The organism is Brevibacillus schisleri (genome assembly GCF_055685845.1).
This window is the reverse complement of the sequence record NZ_JBVNDM010000001.1, coordinates 2934905-2950790: the sequence shown is the minus strand read 5'-3', so window position 1 is coordinate 2950790 and position 15886 is coordinate 2934905. Positions and strand designations below refer to the sequence as shown.

At 47.8% G+C, this 15886-nt stretch carries 15 protein-coding genes; 2 read left to right on the top strand and 13 right to left on the bottom strand.

Features of this window, described 5'->3' with window-relative positions:
• Positions 1-74: 74 nt before the first annotated feature.
• From ACUUHJ_RS14700 to cyoE, 5 genes are all read right to left on the bottom strand, one after another.
• Positions 75-1688 (bottom strand): SagB family peptide dehydrogenase, encoded by a 1614-nt coding sequence (locus tag ACUUHJ_RS14700; RefSeq protein ID WP_472299186.1) that lies wholly within the window; start codon positions 1686-1688, stop codon positions 75-77.
• Positions 1689-1710: 22 nt separating this feature from the next.
• Positions 1711-3651, bottom strand: a complete 1941-nt coding sequence (locus ACUUHJ_RS14695) for a TOMM precursor leader peptide-binding protein (RefSeq protein ID WP_472299185.1) — start codon at positions 3649-3651, stop codon at positions 1711-1713.
• The gene (locus ACUUHJ_RS14690) at positions 3641-5590 is read right to left on the bottom strand and encodes a putative thiazole-containing bacteriocin maturation protein (RefSeq protein WP_472299184.1); all 1950 of its coding nucleotides are present in this window, start codon (positions 5588-5590) and stop codon (positions 3641-3643) included. Before ACUUHJ_RS14690 ends, ACUUHJ_RS14695 begins: the two co-directional genes overlap by 11 nt.
• A gap of 150 nt (positions 5591-5740) precedes the next feature.
• Positions 5741-5959 carry a heterocycloanthracin/sonorensin family bacteriocin gene (locus tag ACUUHJ_RS14685; protein ID WP_354142442.1) on the bottom strand — a complete coding sequence of 73 codons (219 nt, stop codon included), beginning with the start codon at positions 5957-5959 and terminating at the stop codon, positions 5741-5743.
• A 240-nt stretch (positions 5960-6199) separates the two neighbouring features.
• Positions 6200-7117 (bottom strand): heme o synthase, encoded by a 918-nt coding sequence (gene cyoE / locus ACUUHJ_RS14680; protein WP_015890997.1) that lies wholly within the window; start codon positions 7115-7117, stop codon positions 6200-6202.
• Between the two features lie 183 nt (positions 7118-7300).
• Between cyoE and ACUUHJ_RS14675 the strand changes: the two genes are divergently transcribed.
• On the top strand, positions 7301-7900 hold the full coding sequence (locus tag ACUUHJ_RS14675; protein ID WP_289677853.1) for a TetR/AcrR family transcriptional regulator: 600 nt from the start codon (positions 7301-7303) through the stop codon (positions 7898-7900).
• A 13-nt stretch (positions 7901-7913) separates the two neighbouring features.
• On the opposite strand, the gene ACUUHJ_RS14670 is transcribed toward ACUUHJ_RS14675, so the two are convergent.
• The 4 genes from ACUUHJ_RS14670 to ACUUHJ_RS14655 are packed head-to-tail and all read right to left on the bottom strand — an operon-like array spanning position 7914 to position 10409.
• Positions 7914-9110 carry an MFS transporter gene (locus ACUUHJ_RS14670; RefSeq protein WP_472299183.1) on the bottom strand — a complete coding sequence of 399 codons (1197 nt, stop codon included), beginning with the start codon at positions 9108-9110 and terminating at the stop codon, positions 7914-7916.
• 25 nt (positions 9111-9135) lie between these two features.
• Positions 9136-9510 (bottom strand): hypothetical protein, encoded by a 375-nt coding sequence (locus tag ACUUHJ_RS14665; protein WP_472299182.1) that lies wholly within the window; start codon positions 9508-9510, stop codon positions 9136-9138.
• A gap of 5 nt (positions 9511-9515) precedes the next feature.
• Positions 9516-10043, bottom strand: coding sequence for a DUF4274 domain-containing protein (locus tag ACUUHJ_RS14660; RefSeq protein ID WP_472299181.1), 528 nt, complete (start codon positions 10041-10043; stop codon positions 9516-9518).
• 30 nt (positions 10044-10073) lie between these two features.
• Positions 10074-10409 (bottom strand): hypothetical protein, encoded by a 336-nt coding sequence (locus ACUUHJ_RS14655; protein ID WP_087347471.1) that lies wholly within the window; start codon positions 10407-10409, stop codon positions 10074-10076.
• A gap of 211 nt (positions 10410-10620) precedes the next feature.
• Between ACUUHJ_RS14655 and ACUUHJ_RS14650 the strand changes: the two genes are divergently transcribed.
• The gene (locus ACUUHJ_RS14650; RefSeq protein WP_472299180.1) at positions 10621-11439 is read left to right on the top strand and encodes an alpha/beta fold hydrolase; all 819 of its coding nucleotides are present in this window, start codon (positions 10621-10623) and stop codon (positions 11437-11439) included.
• 168 nt (positions 11440-11607) lie between these two features.
• On the opposite strand, the gene ACUUHJ_RS14645 is transcribed toward ACUUHJ_RS14650, so the two are convergent.
• From ACUUHJ_RS14645 to ACUUHJ_RS14630, 4 genes are all read right to left on the bottom strand, one after another.
• The gene (locus tag ACUUHJ_RS14645) at positions 11608-12387 is read right to left on the bottom strand and encodes a TrmB family transcriptional regulator (RefSeq protein WP_472299179.1); all 780 of its coding nucleotides are present in this window, start codon (positions 12385-12387) and stop codon (positions 11608-11610) included.
• Positions 12388-12488: 101 nt separating this feature from the next.
• Entirely contained in the window at positions 12489-13835 is a 1347-nt protein-coding gene (gene accC, locus ACUUHJ_RS14640) for an acetyl-CoA carboxylase biotin carboxylase subunit (protein WP_289677844.1), read from the bottom strand.
• A 14-nt stretch (positions 13836-13849) separates the two neighbouring features.
• Entirely contained in the window at positions 13850-14305 is a 456-nt protein-coding gene (locus ACUUHJ_RS14635; RefSeq protein ID WP_472299178.1) for an acetyl-CoA carboxylase biotin carboxyl carrier protein, read from the bottom strand.
• 20 nt (positions 14306-14325) lie between these two features.
• Entirely contained in the window at positions 14326-15879 is a 1554-nt protein-coding gene (locus ACUUHJ_RS14630) for an acyl-CoA carboxylase subunit beta (RefSeq protein ID WP_472299177.1), read from the bottom strand.
• Between the last annotated feature and the right edge of the window lie 7 nt (positions 15880-15886).

Below are 15886 nucleotides of genomic sequence, written 5' to 3'. Positions count from 1 at the left end.
AACGAGATGAGCTCGATACCCTCCTTACTTCCAGGACAAGACCCGGGTCGTCGCGACTCGGGTCTTCCACTTTTTTATCCATGAAGTCCGGTCTGAAATCTGGCGCGGGGGCGATAGTGACCGACCGGAATTTGAATCAAGCAGGTTTTCTCTTCGGACGCTAGGTTGTAAAGATCATCGCAATTTTCTACGTCAAATCCGAGTAACGGGTGTCCGCCCATTCCACACGTGAACGCTGCTAAGAGCAAGTGATGCACGACAATTCCTGTCTCCATCTGTTGGATGCGATACCCTCTAAACCCTAGTTGATTGATCAGATGATCACGTTTTCCCACTACATGAAAGCAGAGCGGCACTTGATACAGATTCACGTTGTCCAGGGTCATTCCCTCTTGTAGACGTGCTCGTAAATCTCCATAGACAATTGGATAAAGAGCGTGCTCCAGTGGTTCGTAAGCGTATGCCCCATCTTTCATCCCTTCTACCTGATGAATGCTGACAAAGAGAGAAAGCCTTCTCCACGCTGTTTCTTGATTCCCCCCCAAATCATTGCCATACGATAGCGCACTCATCGTCATTTCCATGATACGCGCTACCTGATTCTGGTCTGTTTTCCTCCTGATAAAGTCCATTTCTGGTGAAAAACGCTCCCTGCAATATTCCGCCAAATCATAGCTTGGTTTCTCCAAACGCGGGAGAAGGATTCGCTCCTCGGACCGACGAGGCCGTTTGCTTTCCGCATGATCCGAATATCGTCGAAATGCATGGGTAGATGCCTGCATGACAGCTTCATTCATTTGCAGGAGTGCAGGGTATTGTCTCATTCTTTTTGAGCGTATCACTTGCACATGCTTTTGCTCAGGAAGTTCTCTGGTTAGCTCGCTTGCCAGCACCCCTTTTTCTCGTTCTATCCATTGTGCCGGTGAGTGCGAATGCCTCCCCTCTTCTGTTTGGAGTGATAAAGGGACTACCGCGTAGACACTCTCTTGATCGGCAGACAATCCTAGCAGTGTATTCATCGCTCTATCCAGGAACTGGTAGTGTACCGCAGTCGTAACACCGAGCTGGTTTGCCATTTCCTGCAATTGTCCAAGCAGTACACCAGCATCGAGGCCCTGCAATCGATAGGAAAACTCATCATACTTAAAAAAGTTCTTCCAAAAATAGATGGAGACGAACGCAACTCCAAAGCATGCATGTACTGGACAACTGCCACCAAGTGCTCGGTTAAGGACGTGATCAAAATTCCCTTCGCGCAATTGTACGAGTCTGTGATGAGCCACATCGTAGTGGTATAGACCTGGAGGAATACTCGACAGCTTCAAATACACGTACAGTTCACTTGGATAGAGCCCTCCCCCAGACGGAACCGGCCTTCGCTTCATTACAAGCGGCAAAAACGACTCAGATTCTGCATCTGCCGAAGTCGTGGTTACCAACAACGATTGGCTGATTTGTATCAGTCCGTAGCTATACCATAACCATGCACCCAATTGGGGAAGAGACATCTCTTGTGAAACCGTTTGATCTATGAGCGATAGAGACACGTCTTCAGGCAGTGAAATGACAGGTTGCCCCCTGTATAGCTTGTATGGCAATGGCGCATCCCCCCAATCCACTTCGAGATCACTTGGTCTGGCATTTTCTGTATCAAAATGAAGGCGGTACAAGAAATTCTCGAGATTCATCCGGCTCACTCCCAGATGCATGTTATGGAAACGGATGCGGAAAAGGATTTAACTCGTCTACACGCAGCGGTTGTTTCACATACCCCAGCTTCATAGGGACCTCCAATACTCGTTTCAATCCCGTTATTCGCGTAAGATGATGGCCAAAAGTCATCGGCAGCATGCCAGGAATCAATACACGCACGCAAGATAAGCCGTGGCGCCCTACCTCTGGTGTCGTTTGATCTACCACAATGACATCGAGATCTAACTTTTGGAACACACTGAGCAACTCCCGCAAATCGTCTGTTAGATCATGATTTTGGTTTCTTCTAGGAAAGCGTTCAGCGAAAGAGACCATCGGACGTGAACCATCCATGAGAAAGGATAAGCGCTCCGCTGCTTCTGGCAAGCTGTAAAGCATAGCATGATCGTCCATCTTTTTCACGAGGGACGAATCCTGAAGCATACGTAAGTATTTGTCTCGATTCGCTTCGTACTTGTCTGTCAAAGTCATGAGCATGGCTGCCGTTTCGTAAATGGAGCTTTTCACAGCGCGGATAGGGTCTGGATGCGCACCTGCTGCACAAACGAGGTGCAGGCCTTCCGCTCCGCGGTTTTTCGCAATCGTCCATACAGCGGGAATTCCATTTTCCATAGTCGCATCGAACAAGTACAAATCGTAATTGGTAACAGTCTGCATCCGATCAATGAGAAGAAGCAATTCCCGATCATTGACCGTAGCGGGATCGAGGCGCGTCAATGGCAATTGGGCATACCAGGTCAACAAGAAAGCATCTCGCTCCACCACTTCGAGGATGCCGTAGAAGATCGCCTCCTCCAAACTGCCGCCTAACGCACAGCCATTGGAGGTCTCAAATACAACACCCTCCCCGAATCCCATACTGTAGTAGGCCATGAGCTCAGGTACAAGGATGGGTCGCTCTTCTTTAAAGGAATAACCCCATACCCAGTTCATCTCTCGCTTCGGATCAAATGGCTGAAACGGAAAATTTGGCAGAGCATACTGCTCTTCTGAATGGGTCCCCGCTGTTGTCGGATCAAGGGCATACGGCGCAAGATTTGCATAGCAGTCTCGCACCATCGTCCTCTTACCACGCGGCATAAGCCCGCAATATCTTTCCATTCCTTCCAAAATCGCCGTTATCTCACTATCCGCGTATGAAACAGACCTGCCAGCCGTGCCCTCGTCATGTGAAAATAACGGCAGATTGACACTTACATCTGCGAACACCGAGACAAGATCTCGTACTTTTCCATTCAAAAACCCAGTACGGGAATCCAAATATTCGGTGGAGAGAGCTTTTTTCAAAGAGGCGATAGATTTTGTCCGGTAGCTGTCCGGACTTTGTTTTACAATAGGCTTTAAGCGTATTCTTGCCCGCTCTTCAGAATCCTCAGGCAGCCGACTGCATACCGGACATACAGGATTGGGCAAGAAGAAGTGGCGCGTGCTGATCAATGTTTGCAAATCAATAAACTGGATATGCGCAGATAATTGGGCTTGCCTCCCCTCAACTATACGTTCAACCTCCGCACTGACATGGTATGCCACTTGTAACAACCCCGAGCGAGATGACCATGGATCACGGGGTATGCCGCCTTTCTCCCTCAGCATATTTTGTACCTTCCACATCTCTTTGCGATCGCGTCCCGCCATCAATCGCCGCATATCTGCACACTGGGAGCATCCTGTTTGATCTGGATGAACCAACGGACCTACGATGGCCTCCCCGAATGAAACAAACCCACGCAGCCATGGGATATTTGTTTGGCGAAAATGTTTTTCTGCCTGTACATGCAAAGCAGGATGATACGTATCGTGCAACAGGAGAGCCAAATCTGCTCCACTTGTCGTAGACACCATGTTTTCACTGTTCCAGACGCGATAGTGGTTCTTCAAATGTTCTGAAACCAGCTCTGCCAGAATTCCTTCTCCAATGACAAGAATGTCAGCACTCATCTGAGCACCTCCTCGAGAGCAGCAAGGCAAATACACCACCAAGGTCTTCTTCCAGGAAAGGCTCTATCGCGGCATTCATGATTCGAGGAGAAAGATGATGAAGAGCCAGTACCTCGACAGCTTGTTTCCAGACCTCTTTTTCCGATTCTTCCTGAACGCTACTGCGTGCAAGTTCGATGGCTTCACCCGTCAAGCCGACAGATTGCGCAGTTAGTACATACTTGGACACTTGATTGGTTGGCGTTTGAATCTGTTGCAAGGCATACATCAGTGCTTTTCGCAATGCTTCTCGCTCTAACAAACCAATACTCCCGTACCATCCCGTGCGCGTTTCCACCCAATACACCGGAAATCCGCACACCTCATGACCTTTTGCAATTCTCAGGTTCTCACCTAATGTAGCGAAAGACCGTACATAAAACTGGGACTGTTCATCCACAATCGAGTCAACATGCACAAGTCTAGCCGTTGGTTGTCGTCCTTTCATTTCTGATACATACGTGAGTGTCAAACAATGCTGTAACGCCCGACATAAACCTTCTGCTGCCGTTTCTCCTGCTCCAATTCCGATATTGCTCTCCAGATCAGCTTGATAAGCTGAATTGTGAGCGATTAGGTGGTTCACCATTCTTCCTACATACATCTCGGCCCCAACCAATCCTGCTTCTCTACGCGCCTCGTCATGGGTATATCCTGCGCATATAACTGTTGACAATAGCTCCGCGGGACCATCTGCCACAGGGTCGACTGCTGTCACCCTACACTGTGTCAGTGGTAGCTGCGTAAGCTCTCCCTCATCCCAGCTGTGAAAAATCCCGTTATCAGGGGAGGTCCATGACGGAAACAGAGACAACAGACTTTCTTTCTGTTCTGCCTCATTCGATATCCGCAATTTAAGCTCTCTCTCATCCAATACCTCGATGCTCATCTCTTCTTTTTGCATGGGGTGAGGCATGTAGGACTGCCAGCTTCCTTCCATCGTCTCCAGATTTAACAAATAAATTTTGTTTGGTTCCTCTGCTTCATGGACACCTGAAACGTATTTGAACCATTCAAAAACAGCGATGTTCGCCAGCATAGCTGCTGCGGTCATTGAATATGAATGTTGTTCGGGGTCCGCACACAAAGCCTGCCGATGTAAACGACGCAAAGCCGATTCAAAGCAAGCCTCTGATTGTGGATGAATCAGCGGCCCTACCATTCCTTTTTGCTGGACAAATAACGCCGGAACAAACACCTTCTCCCGCTCTCTGCACGCGAACTGGATCATACTCACTTCGCCCTTGTTTACGTTTGCTGACGTGTACAAAATACCAGTGAAAGGCTCGATGGTCGCTGAGCAGTCGGCTCCCTCCCACGACGTCAGCTTGAGTTCATCCAGCTTCACGTGTGGGTCCTTCCTACGCGAATGTTCTATCATCGCCTCTAGCCGCTCACGATTGGTCGCAGTCTCATTCGTGATCGCGTAATGGAATTGAACGCATCCCGATTCCAGCAATGCATGGATGGCAGAAAGGAGAAAGGAGCCTGCCCCGATCACCAATACTTTTTCCGTTCGATATTTTTGGAACCGATACCCTCCTGATCCGCCTAACTGATCCAAATATTCAATCTGCGCTGCATACCTCGACATGACCTCTGGTGATAATTCATGTGGTTTCTCCAGGCTCACATCTTGAAGAAATCCATTTTCTAAAAGTGTACCGGCCACTTGGAAAATTTGTTGCTGATATTCTTCCGGCAAATCGTCGGTCAATTGCTCCAACGTATGCACACCATTAAACATGGGAAATAACTGATCTACCCACCGATCGATCATGTCGCCCTTCATGCGGAAAGTCCCGATGTTATTGCGAAAATACACGCTTCCATCTGAATCGGGTATATACACTGTATCCCGCTTCACTTTTATGCGCATCGAAGGATTCAGCTTCTCCATTCTCCTCCCCCTAACGTTGTGAAATAAACCAATTTGCGACAAGACATGTCACAACTATTTTATGTATCACTCTTTGTCTCACATTCCAGTTTGAAAAACAAAGCCCCTGCCACGTCACCATTTGGGGCAGGAGCTTCATTCACGTATGGATTAGAAATCGTCAATCACGATAAAGCATGGGAAGAAGCAAGTGCAACTGCAAGTGCAGGAGCAGGAGCAAGCGCAGGAGCAGGAGCAGCTACAGGAGCAAGAGCAACGACCGCAACGACCGCAACTACATCTGCTGCAACCACCACATCTGCCACATCCGCCACACCTACCTCGAACTAGCGTCGCCTCATTCATTTTTTCTTTGTCCCAACGCTGCATTCGATCTCCCTTTATTTCAGAAGCCTTCAATTTTTTTAGCTCTTTTTTGAACTCATCCATTCGTTTTCACCTCCGCCACTTCATGGAACTACTCTAGATTTATGAAGTGACGTTGGGTATTCGTGCAAAGATCATGCGCCCATTTTTGGTTGAACATGAGAAGAAACCGCTATGCGGCAAGGTTTTCTGATAAAAAAAGAAGCCGCCCTCAGAGTGAAGGCAGCTAGGATGATCACGGATTTACAGTTTGAAGATAATCCCCATCAGCGAGTAAATAATCACCGTCGAGAATAGTACCGTCATATGAATCAGCGAATAAATAAACATCGTTTTCGACCATTTCTGTGAATCCATTTTCCGGTATCCAAAAACACTCAGAACCAGCCATAAAACATTCAGGAGCAGAGCCATAAACGTAAGACCAGCGCTTAATGACCAAAATAGAAAACTGCTTGCAATTAAAATGACTAAATACACATTTGTTTGAATGTAGGTACGTCTTGCACCTTTGACCACAGGCAACATCGGAACCCCAGCCGCCTTGTACTCATCATGCTTGCGAATCGCGATCGCATAGAAGTGAGGCATTTGCCAAATGACCATGATGATAAAGAGGCCAAGGATAGCAGGATGCGTTACATCTGGGTGAATGGCGGCCCAACCGATGAGCGGCGGCATTGCACCAGAAATACTCCCTACCTCCGTATTGTAAATCGTTCTTCTTTTCGTCCACATCGTATAAGGCACGACATAAAAAAACAGTCCGAGAAAACCCATAATAGCAGCCAATGGTGATGCCAAGACGAGAGCCGCCAAGCCAAAAATCGTCATCAGAGAGGCAAGCCATAAAACCGTCTTTGTCGATATATCGCCTGTCACCGTAGGTCTGTTTTTCGTCCGCTCCATGACAGAATCGATATCGCGATCATACACGTTATTAAAAGCACCCGCTGCTGCCATGATTAAAATAGAGCCGATTGTAGCAAATAAGATTTCTGGCAACTTATCCATTAGACTGAAGTGATACGTATATAGTGCCAATGTTAATCCGGCAAACATCGGAATCAGGTTCGATTTGATAATTCCCGTCTTAACCGTTTGCGCCAAAATATTGGACATAGGCCGATTCCGCGTTGCAACGCTTTCTTCCCTCTGCATTCGTACACTGTCCCCTCTTACTAGATGATCTATATATCTATCGTACTCCAAAATAGCATGACATAGTAGACGGTTAAATCCTACAAAACTGCCATTTGTATCTTACATACCAGTAAGGATTTAAATACTATATGGAATGTTAATTCTATATGGTATGATTGTCAAGAGAAGGAGTGTGGACGAATGAACAGACGCAGATTAACCCAAGCAGAGCGTAAACAGGAAACACGGCAATTGCTCATTGACGCAGCCATTGAGACCTTTGCTCGGTTAGGCTTCCACGGGGCTTCCGTTGATAAAATCGCAGACCATGCTGGATTTACCAAAGGAGCTGTTTATGCTCATTTTCAGTCCAAAGAAGATCTCTTTCTCGCTATTTTGGAAGGTCAGATGCAATTACATGTGTCGAATATCCATCACGTAATTGATCACCAGCCATCATTATCGCATTTTAAAGAAGCCATGGACGCCTATTTTATGTCCGTTCAGCAACAAAATCGCACGTGGAACATGCTGAACCTGGAATTTTTGCTGTATGCCATGCGTGAAGAGTCTGTTCGAGTGCGATGGTCGAACATGATCATCGAGTCGGTACAGCATCTTTCCAAGGCCATACAGACCTTGATGCCAAAAGAAAGTGACGCTACTCTATCCGCGGATGAAATGGCATGGACGATTCTTGCTCTAGAGAATGGCATGTCGATCTTTTATTATATCAGCGGCGACCAGATGCCCCTGTCTTTATACGGAAAAGCTTTGCAAAACATGCTGTCGTCTAAATAGCGATTGCCACATGCTAGAACGTTTCTGATTGGGTAGCCTGTCGCTTTGTGATTCGATTGACTCTCTCAGAACCATATAGCATGAACGCAATGTAGAAGGCCGTAAAAAACGGTAAAATAGAAACGGTCGTCTGTGTAGCAAGCCACCCTAGCAACGGAGGCAAAAATGTGGCACCCGTGTACGCAACCGCCATCTGATAGCCCATCAGCTTTTTCGTTTGCTCTTTTCCAAAGCGTTCTGGGGTATCATGCAGCATACAGGGATAAATCGGAGCGAAGCCCAACCCGAGCAACAAAAAACCGATTAGCGAGCAGAAGGTCGGTAATGGAAACATCAACAGCGCTGCCCCGGCGAATGCTACGAGAAGTCCACTGCCAATCAGGACGCGGTTGCTCACTTTAAAAGTAACAAAGCCCGTGATAAATCGCCCCACAGTAATGCCACCGTAATACATGGCTACCCACATCGCCGCGACAGACGAAGGTAGCTCTTTTTCATTTACCAAAAAGCTGCTCCCCCATAATCCTACCGATGCTTCAGCCCCGCAATAGAAGAGAAAAGTGAGCAAAGTAAGCTTAACGCCTTTTGTCCGTAACGGCTGTTCGCTCTGCCCACGAGACGGCTGGACCTGTGACTCTTTTACAGCATGCTTCTGTATGTTTTCCATCCGTTTCCACAAAGGAAGTGTGAACGCTAGAAGTATGACTAACGCAAATTGTATAAGAGAAATGGTCAAGTAGCCATTCCGCCATAAATCATGATCGCGAATAAAGCCAGACATAATAATGGGGCCAAGCGTAGCACCCACACCCCAGAAGCAATGCAGCCAGCTCATATGATGGGCTTGATAATGCGTGGCGACATAATGATTCAATGCGGTATCTACACAGCCAGCTCCTAGTCCCAGCGGCAATGCCAATACCATCAACCACATCATTGATGGGGCAAAAGAAAATCCGAGCAAGGCTCCCGCCGTGATCAAACAGCTAATCAGTGTGATCTGCCCTGTCCCCAGTCGTTTTAGTAATGCACCGCTCATCAAGCTAGATACGATCGTTCCAGACGCAATCACAATGTTGATCACACCTGCCATACCAAATGCCGCCCCATATTCTGCTTGCATGACCGGCCAAGCTGCCCCCAGCACCGAATCGGGAAGACCCAAGCTGATAAACGACAAGTAAATCATGATCAAAAAGAAGGTTGCCATGTTCCACCGCCCCCTGCTTCGTTTTTTACATTCTTTTCGTGAGTCTATCCAGCAATTTCTCTCCCTCTGATTTGAACCGCTTATTCATTTCGAGAAAGTCGTTCACTTGATGTAATTCGGCTGGTCGGTAGCCAGGACCATCGCAGCCGCAGGAATGATAGGCAAACCCATGCTGATAGAGGATTTCAACCTTTTTCCACTGTTTTACATCCGTTTGCTTGGGAGCCTTGAAATCATGCCCCATCTCTTTCATTCCCTCACCACATTGCGGACAGCTATGCTTGATCTTGTTCCATTCTTCTTCGGTCAACTCATACTTAGAGGTTTGCTTGAACACTTTTCGGCACGTGAAACACGCGTATATTTGTTTGTATGGACCATACATCCCATATCGACACATGATGATCAACCCCTATCCCATTCATCTGCAAGTTTCTTTTTTAATTGCGTGGCGAGCATTCTCCAGCGTTTTCGTTCCTCCGATTCCGCGATTTCCTCCTCATCCATTTCCAGCCAATAGTCCGCATCCATCCATTCATACATATCCAAAAGAGTGATCGTTGCACAGGCAGGATTCTCAAAAGCAGCAATCATCGACCCCGGTCCGTCATCGTTCCTGGCCGCATTCCAAGCAGTGGCCAAAATGCCATGCTGAGAGTCAAGCTCGGCTCCCTTTTGTAGCAATCGTTTTACGGCTTCGACTTGCTTGAATTTGATGGCTTTTTTCAACGCTGTATCGCCCAGCTTGTCTTCCGCCTCCAGCTCTGCGCCTTTATCTAAAAGCATCTGAATCGCTTCTGGTGGCATTCGGTTTGTGATAAAAAGCATCAGCGGTGTTCGCCCGCGTTGATCCCGTTCGTTGATATCTAATTGATCCACTGCTGCTCGCACGAGCTCTAGATCCTTTGTCTTACTGACGTTTGTCCATTCCATCCGACTTCTTCTCCTCTGCTTCCGATATTGCTATGTATCCCCTTTTTTGACGAGCGTGCTTCCGATGAAGTCAAAGCTCAAAGGCGTCCCTTTTTTGTCAGGCTGCCACCCCAGCTTGATCGCCTCTTCAATGATAGCTGCGACGTCAGCTGGCTTTATCACTCTCATATCCAAATGCTGCACAAGTGGGTACTCCGCCCAAAAGTCATTCACATCTGATTTTACATACACGCGAATCAACTGTCCTATCCCTTCATTGTGCTGGATGGTCAACGCGAGCAGACCTTTCGCTGCTGGGCTGATGACCCAACGATATCGCTGTTCTCCTACCGTTATACCCCTCGTGCCTTTTTTGGGTAATGCCATAGCAACCTCCTCATTGCGAGTAAATGTTTATCAGTTCTTAAACTTGCGCTTCCAGTTGACAGTTATCATCATTTCCAGCAGTCTTTTTGATTTTGGCATGGCATAACTCTCAAATTTTTTATTATGACAATTCCTGTCACGATTAACTGTTAACGTGAAGGAGAAGTCGAGTTGGACATGATGCTGTTTATCCATTAGGAGGAATTACTGTATGCTTCAGCCAGAAGAAAAAGGAACAATGACGAGAAAATTTTTCCAATCAGGTAACATAAAACTATCTTACCTCGATTTTGGAGGGGACAGTCAAGGAGTTTTGCTCCTGCTGCATGGTCATATGAATGATGGACGGACATTTTCAAAGTTTGCTACCAGATTCACAGATTGGCGCGTGATTGGATTGGATCAACGAGGTCACGGCTGGAGTGAGCATGCCCCAGATAAGGATTACTCCCGTGAAGGCTACGTCAACGACATTCTCGCCTTTGTTCAGACCGTTTTGGATGGAGCTCCTGTTACGATCGTTGGGCATTCTTTAGGAGGTGTCAACGCTTATCAATTTGCTGCTCGTTATCCTGAGCTTGTGAACGCCGTCATCGTAGAAGATATCGGGGTAGAAATTAAGGCCGACTTATCCTTTGCAGAAAAACTCCCACACCGCTCCCCTTCTTTACACGATCTAAGGAAATCGCTCGAGGAAGTCGGCGTTCGAGCGGTCGATTATTTTTCGGAAAGCGTGTTTGAGGATGAACAAGGCTGGGGATTCCGTTCTGATTTAAAAGGCATGCCTATCTCTCAGCGATACATTAACGGGGAATGGTGGAACGATTGGCTAGCGTCTTCTTGCCCGATCTTGCTGATCCACGGCAAAAAAAGCTTTGTACTGGATGAAAATCAGGCCGAGCGCATGGTGAGCCAAAGGCCAAACACAAAGCTTGCCAGTTTTGCAGCGTGCGGGCATGATATCCATTCTACTGACCCTGATGGATATTATCAGACTGTAAGAAGCTTTCTTGACGAGTTGAAAGAATAAATAGAGGCTCCTCCATAGCAAACAGCCAACCCTCTAAGGATTGGCTGTCATTTACATGATAGCATTTTGTGTTTAATTCTCTTTTTGGTTGATAACGAGATTCGTCCTCGAACTTGAAGCCACTGTCTTCTTTTTTTGCAAAGATAGGATGAGAATAAATGTCACCCGTTATAAGTATTCCCTGTAAGGTGTGATAATGCGTACATAGTCACTCCCATATTTCTCTTCCAGCACTTGGCTGAAATCCTTCTCGATCTGACCCATGATGATGTCATGGTAGAAGGCGTTTTGCAGCAACTCAATGAGAGATGGGTGGTCCGTCTCCAGTATAGTGGGTTTGATCCCACGCCCAAAGCTGCCCAGCAATGCCGAATGTGCATCGCATAGAATAGAGAACTTTCTGGATTGCACTTGATGCCATTCCGCACTCCTTTTATGTACGACAACATTTTTTAGCTTTGCATGGCATTCACCAATTGATATTAGCGTGACAGCAACCCCTTGTTTTTCTGCTTCTACCAATGGTTCCTCTACCCAATGAACATCTTCGGACCAAATATCGACAACAATGCTTTTGTTTGCATTTGAGACGATTCGTTTTATGGCTGTTTCAATCGCTTTGTCACCCTGCCAATTATAAAAGGAAGGAGACGTTCGGGGAGTGGATTTCAACTGTTCTTGCAGGACACGGGTTGTTTGATCAAATTCCGATTGTAACAAGCGAATCAGTTGCTCGATCGGTACCGCATCATAAAGAACAGGCTCCGATTCGATCATGCGGCACATGCCCTTTTCCGTCAATGCTCGAAGGGCTGCGTATACATTCGTCCGAGAGACGGAAACTTTCTTGGCCACTTCATATCCAGATATTTTCGGTTCCTCGTGAAGCACCAAATAACATCTGGCTTCCAGGTCTGACAATCCGATTTTTCGAAGCTCATCAATCAAGGTGTTACCTCCTTTCTTTTTAGTAGTATAAATGAATACTGCTATAAATGAAAAAAGAACTGTAACAGAGAGGCATTTCTGTCACAGTTCTTTCATGCTCGTTACAAATCCAGCGTATTTTTTTCCAGAAAATTCGTAGCGAAATTCCCTGCGACAAAGTCAGGGTGCTCCAGTAGCTTCTCATGGAAGGGAACCGTCGTATGTACGCCTTCGATGACAAACTCACCTAGCGCCCGCTTCATACGAGCCAATGCTTCGTTGCGATCTGTTCCCCAAACGATCAGCTTGGCGACCATCGAATCATAGAAGGGAGAGATTTCGTAGCCAGGATAAACCGCACTGTCCACGCGCACACCGTAACCGCCTGGCGGCAAGTAATTGACGACCTTCCCTGGTGATGGCATAAAGTTTTTCGCAGGATTCTCCGCGTTGATTCGGCACTCGATTGCCCATCCGTTGATTTTCACATCTTCTTGTGAGAAGGATAACGGATTGCCTATTGCCACAGATATTTGTTCTTTGATCAAGTCAATCCCTGTAATCATCTCTGTCACGGGATGCTCTACCTGAATCCGCGTATTCATTTCCATGAAGTAAAATTGGCCGTGCTTGTCTAGCAAAAATTCAACAGTACCCGCTCCGTGGTACGAAACCGCCTTGGCTGCCGCCACCGCAGCTTGCCCCATTTGCTCGCGCAGCGTTTGGTCCAGCGCCGGAGATGGCGCTTCTTCTACCAGCTTTTGATGACGACGCTGAATGGAGCAATCCCGCTCTCCCAAGTACACAGCGTTGCCATGCTTATCCCCCATGATTTGAATCTCCACATGCCGCGGCTCTTCTACATATTTTTCCAAGTACACGCCAGCGTTGCCGAATGCCGTCTCCGCTTCTTTCTGGGCCTGACGAATCGCCTTGGACAACTCATCGGCGTCAAAAGCGACACGCATTCCTCTGCCGCCGCCGCCAGCCGTTGCTTTTACAATGACAGGATAGCCGATTTTCTCCGCCACCTGCAATGCCTCATCGATGTCATCAATCAAACCGTCTGTGCCCGGAACTAGTGGAACATTCGCTTGACTCATCGTTGCTTTTGCTACGGATTTATCCCCCATTTTGGTGATCGCTTCGGGATCGGGACCGATAAAGGTTATCGAGCAATCCTGGCAAAGCTGGGCAAACGAAGCGTTTTCCGCCAAGAAGCCATAGCCCGGATGGATAGCGTCTGCCTTTGTGTAAAGTGCGACCGTCATAATCCGTGCCATGTTCAAATAACTGTCCTTGGACGCCGTAGGTCCGATACAATACGCTTCATCCGCCAATTCTACGTGCAATGCTTCCCGATCCGCCTCAGAAAAAACAGCGACTGTACGTATCCCTAGTTCCCGACAAGCGCGGATAATGCGGACAGCGATTTCTCCACGATTGGCAATCAATACTTTTGTAAACATGTGCGCACTCCTTCCTACTGAGTTTTGACAACGAGCAAAGCTTTTCCGTAATCGACAAACTGACCATCCGCGACGAGAATTTCCGTGATGATGCCGCTAACAGGCGTCGTAATATCAGCAGATAGCTGAAGAGCATCAGCCGTGCAGCGTCCAACCTTTTCGCCAGCTTGAACGGTTTGCCCTACTGTGACTTCCGCATAGAACAGTCCTACTCCCAGAGACATGACTTGCTGTGTCACTTCCTTAGGTGCCTCAGCCTCAGCAACGACATCAACTGACTCAGCAGTAGCGGCTGCCTCCTGATAACCATGCTCCACTTCGCCCACCTGTACAGGCGCATGGACAGCCATGCCTTCGAATGGTGCACTTTTTTTGATCACGATGCGGGTCTTACCCTTCTCCCATTCCAGCTCCTCAATGGAAGACTGATTCACCAGCTTGATGAATTCACGCAGTTCATGCAGCTTCATAGCACGATCAGAGCTCCTTTCTAAAGTGGGATGTTTCCGTGCTTTTTGTACGGACGATCTTCCTGCTTGTTTCTGAGCATTTCCAAGGCTTGCGCGACCTTTTGACGGGTCTCGCGCGGGTCGATGACATCATCCACCATGCCGAGACTTGCCGCGACATATGGATTGGCGAACTTCTCTCTGTAGAGGGCAATTTTCTCTGCGCGAGTCGCAGCCGAGTCCTCACTTTGTTCGATTTCCTTTGCAAAAATGACGTTGGCTGCCCCCTCGGGGCCCATGACGGCAATCTCTGCATTCGGCCATGCATACACGACATCTGCTCCAATGGATTTGGAGTTGAGCGCCACATAAGCGCCGCCGTAAGCTTTGCGCAGAATCACGGTAATTTTGGGAACCGTTGCTTCTGAGTATGCATACAAGATTTTCGCGCCGTGACGGATAATCCCTCCATGCTCCTGATTGATCCCCGGGAAAAAGCCAGAGACATCTTCAAAGGTCAAGAGCGGAATGTTGAAGCAGTCACAAAAACGAATGAAACGTGCCAGCTTATCCGATGAATGAATGTCCAGTCCGCCTGCCATTACCTTCGGCTGGTTGGCGATAATGCCGACACTGTGTCCATCGATACGCGCCAGACCGATCACGATATTGCGGGCAAAGTTCGGCTGTACTTCCATGAAATCACCGTGATCCACGATTTTTTCGATGACCTTGCGCACATCGTATACTTTCGTGCTTTCAGCAGGTACCAGCTCCAAGAGCTCCTCTTGCCAACCATTATTTTCCTCTGCTTCTATCACTGGTGCGCGATCACGATTGTTTTGTGGAAGGAAGCTGAGCAGCCTGCGTACCCCTTCCAATACTTCCTGTTCGGTTTCTCCTGTAAAATGGGCATTGCCGCTCACCGTCGAATGGACTTTGGCTCCGCCTAGGTCCTCCGCGGATATTTTTTCACCTGTAACAGTTTCAATCACTTTTGGACCTGTGATAAACATTTGGCTCGTCTTCTCTACCATGAACACGAAATCCGTAATCGCTGGAGAGTAGACGGCTCCTCCCGCACACGGACCGAGGATGACAGAGATTTGCGGAATCACACCGGAGTAAATGGCATTGCGGTAAAAAATCGTGCCATAGCCATCCAGTGAGCTTACCCCTTCTTGAATGCGTGCGCCGCCGGAGTCGTTCAGACCGATAAAGGGAGCGCCGTTTTTCGCTGCCAAGTCCATTACCTTGGCGATTTTCATTGCGTGCATCTCTCCCAGCGCACCGCCAAACACCGTGAAATCCTGCGCGAACAAATAGACAGGCCGACCGTTGATTTTTCCGTAGCCCGTTACGACGCCTTCGCCTGGTGCCTCCATCTGGTCGAGACCAAAATGCGTAGCACGGTGCTCAACAAATGGGTTCAGCTCCATAAAGGTGTCTGGGTCAAGCAGGAGCTCGATCCGCTCACGTGCGGTCAACTTGCCGCGGTTATGCTGGGCATCGATACGAGCATCTCCACCACCAAGCTGGATTTTATATTTGCGTTCCATCAATTCATCAATTTTTTCGTACATATTGTTGCTCATAAGGGCA

What these genes read in the sequence shown, in the direction of transcription:
- ACUUHJ_RS14700 (WP_472299186.1), bottom strand. Translation starts at nt 1,688, where the DNA reads ATGAATCTCGAGAATTTCTTGTACCGCCTTCATTTTGATACAGAAAAT.
- ACUUHJ_RS14695 (WP_472299185.1), bottom strand. Translation starts at nt 3,651, where the DNA reads ATGAGTGCTGACATTCTTGTCATTGGAGAAGGAATTCTGGCAGAGCTG.
- ACUUHJ_RS14690 (WP_472299184.1), bottom strand. Translation starts at nt 5,590, where the DNA reads ATGGAGAAGCTGAATCCTTCGATGCGCATAAAAGTGAAGCGGGATACA.
- ACUUHJ_RS14685 (WP_354142442.1), bottom strand. Translation starts at nt 5,959, where the DNA reads ATGCAGCGTTGGGACAAAGAAAAAATGAATGAGGCGACGCTAGTTCGA.
- cyoE (WP_015890997.1), bottom strand. Translation starts at nt 7,117, where the DNA reads ATGCAGAGGGAAGAAAGCGTTGCAACGCGGAATCGGCCTATGTCCAAT.
- ACUUHJ_RS14675 (WP_289677853.1), top strand. Translation starts at nt 7,301, where the DNA reads ATGAACAGACGCAGATTAACCCAAGCAGAGCGTAAACAGGAAACACGG.
- ACUUHJ_RS14670 (WP_472299183.1), bottom strand. Translation starts at nt 9,110, where the DNA reads ATGGCAACCTTCTTTTTGATCATGATTTACTTGTCGTTTATCAGCTTG.
- ACUUHJ_RS14665 (WP_472299182.1), bottom strand. Translation starts at nt 9,510, where the DNA reads ATGTGTCGATATGGGATGTATGGTCCATACAAACAAATATACGCGTGT.
- ACUUHJ_RS14660 (WP_472299181.1), bottom strand. Translation starts at nt 10,043, where the DNA reads ATGGAATGGACAAACGTCAGTAAGACAAAGGATCTAGAGCTCGTGCGA.
- ACUUHJ_RS14655 (WP_087347471.1), bottom strand. Translation starts at nt 10,409, where the DNA reads ATGGCATTACCCAAAAAAGGCACGAGGGGTATAACGGTAGGAGAACAG.
- ACUUHJ_RS14650 (WP_472299180.1), top strand. Translation starts at nt 10,621, where the DNA reads ATGCTTCAGCCAGAAGAAAAAGGAACAATGACGAGAAAATTTTTCCAA.
- accC (WP_289677844.1), bottom strand. Translation starts at nt 13,835, where the DNA reads ATGTTTACAAAAGTATTGATTGCCAATCGTGGAGAAATCGCTGTCCGC.
- ACUUHJ_RS14635 (WP_472299178.1), bottom strand. Translation starts at nt 14,305, where the DNA reads ATGAAGCTGCATGAACTGCGTGAATTCATCAAGCTGGTGAATCAGTCT.
- ACUUHJ_RS14630 (WP_472299177.1), bottom strand. Translation starts at nt 15,879, where the DNA reads ATGAGCAACAATATGTACGAAAAAATTGATGAATTGATGGAACGCAAA.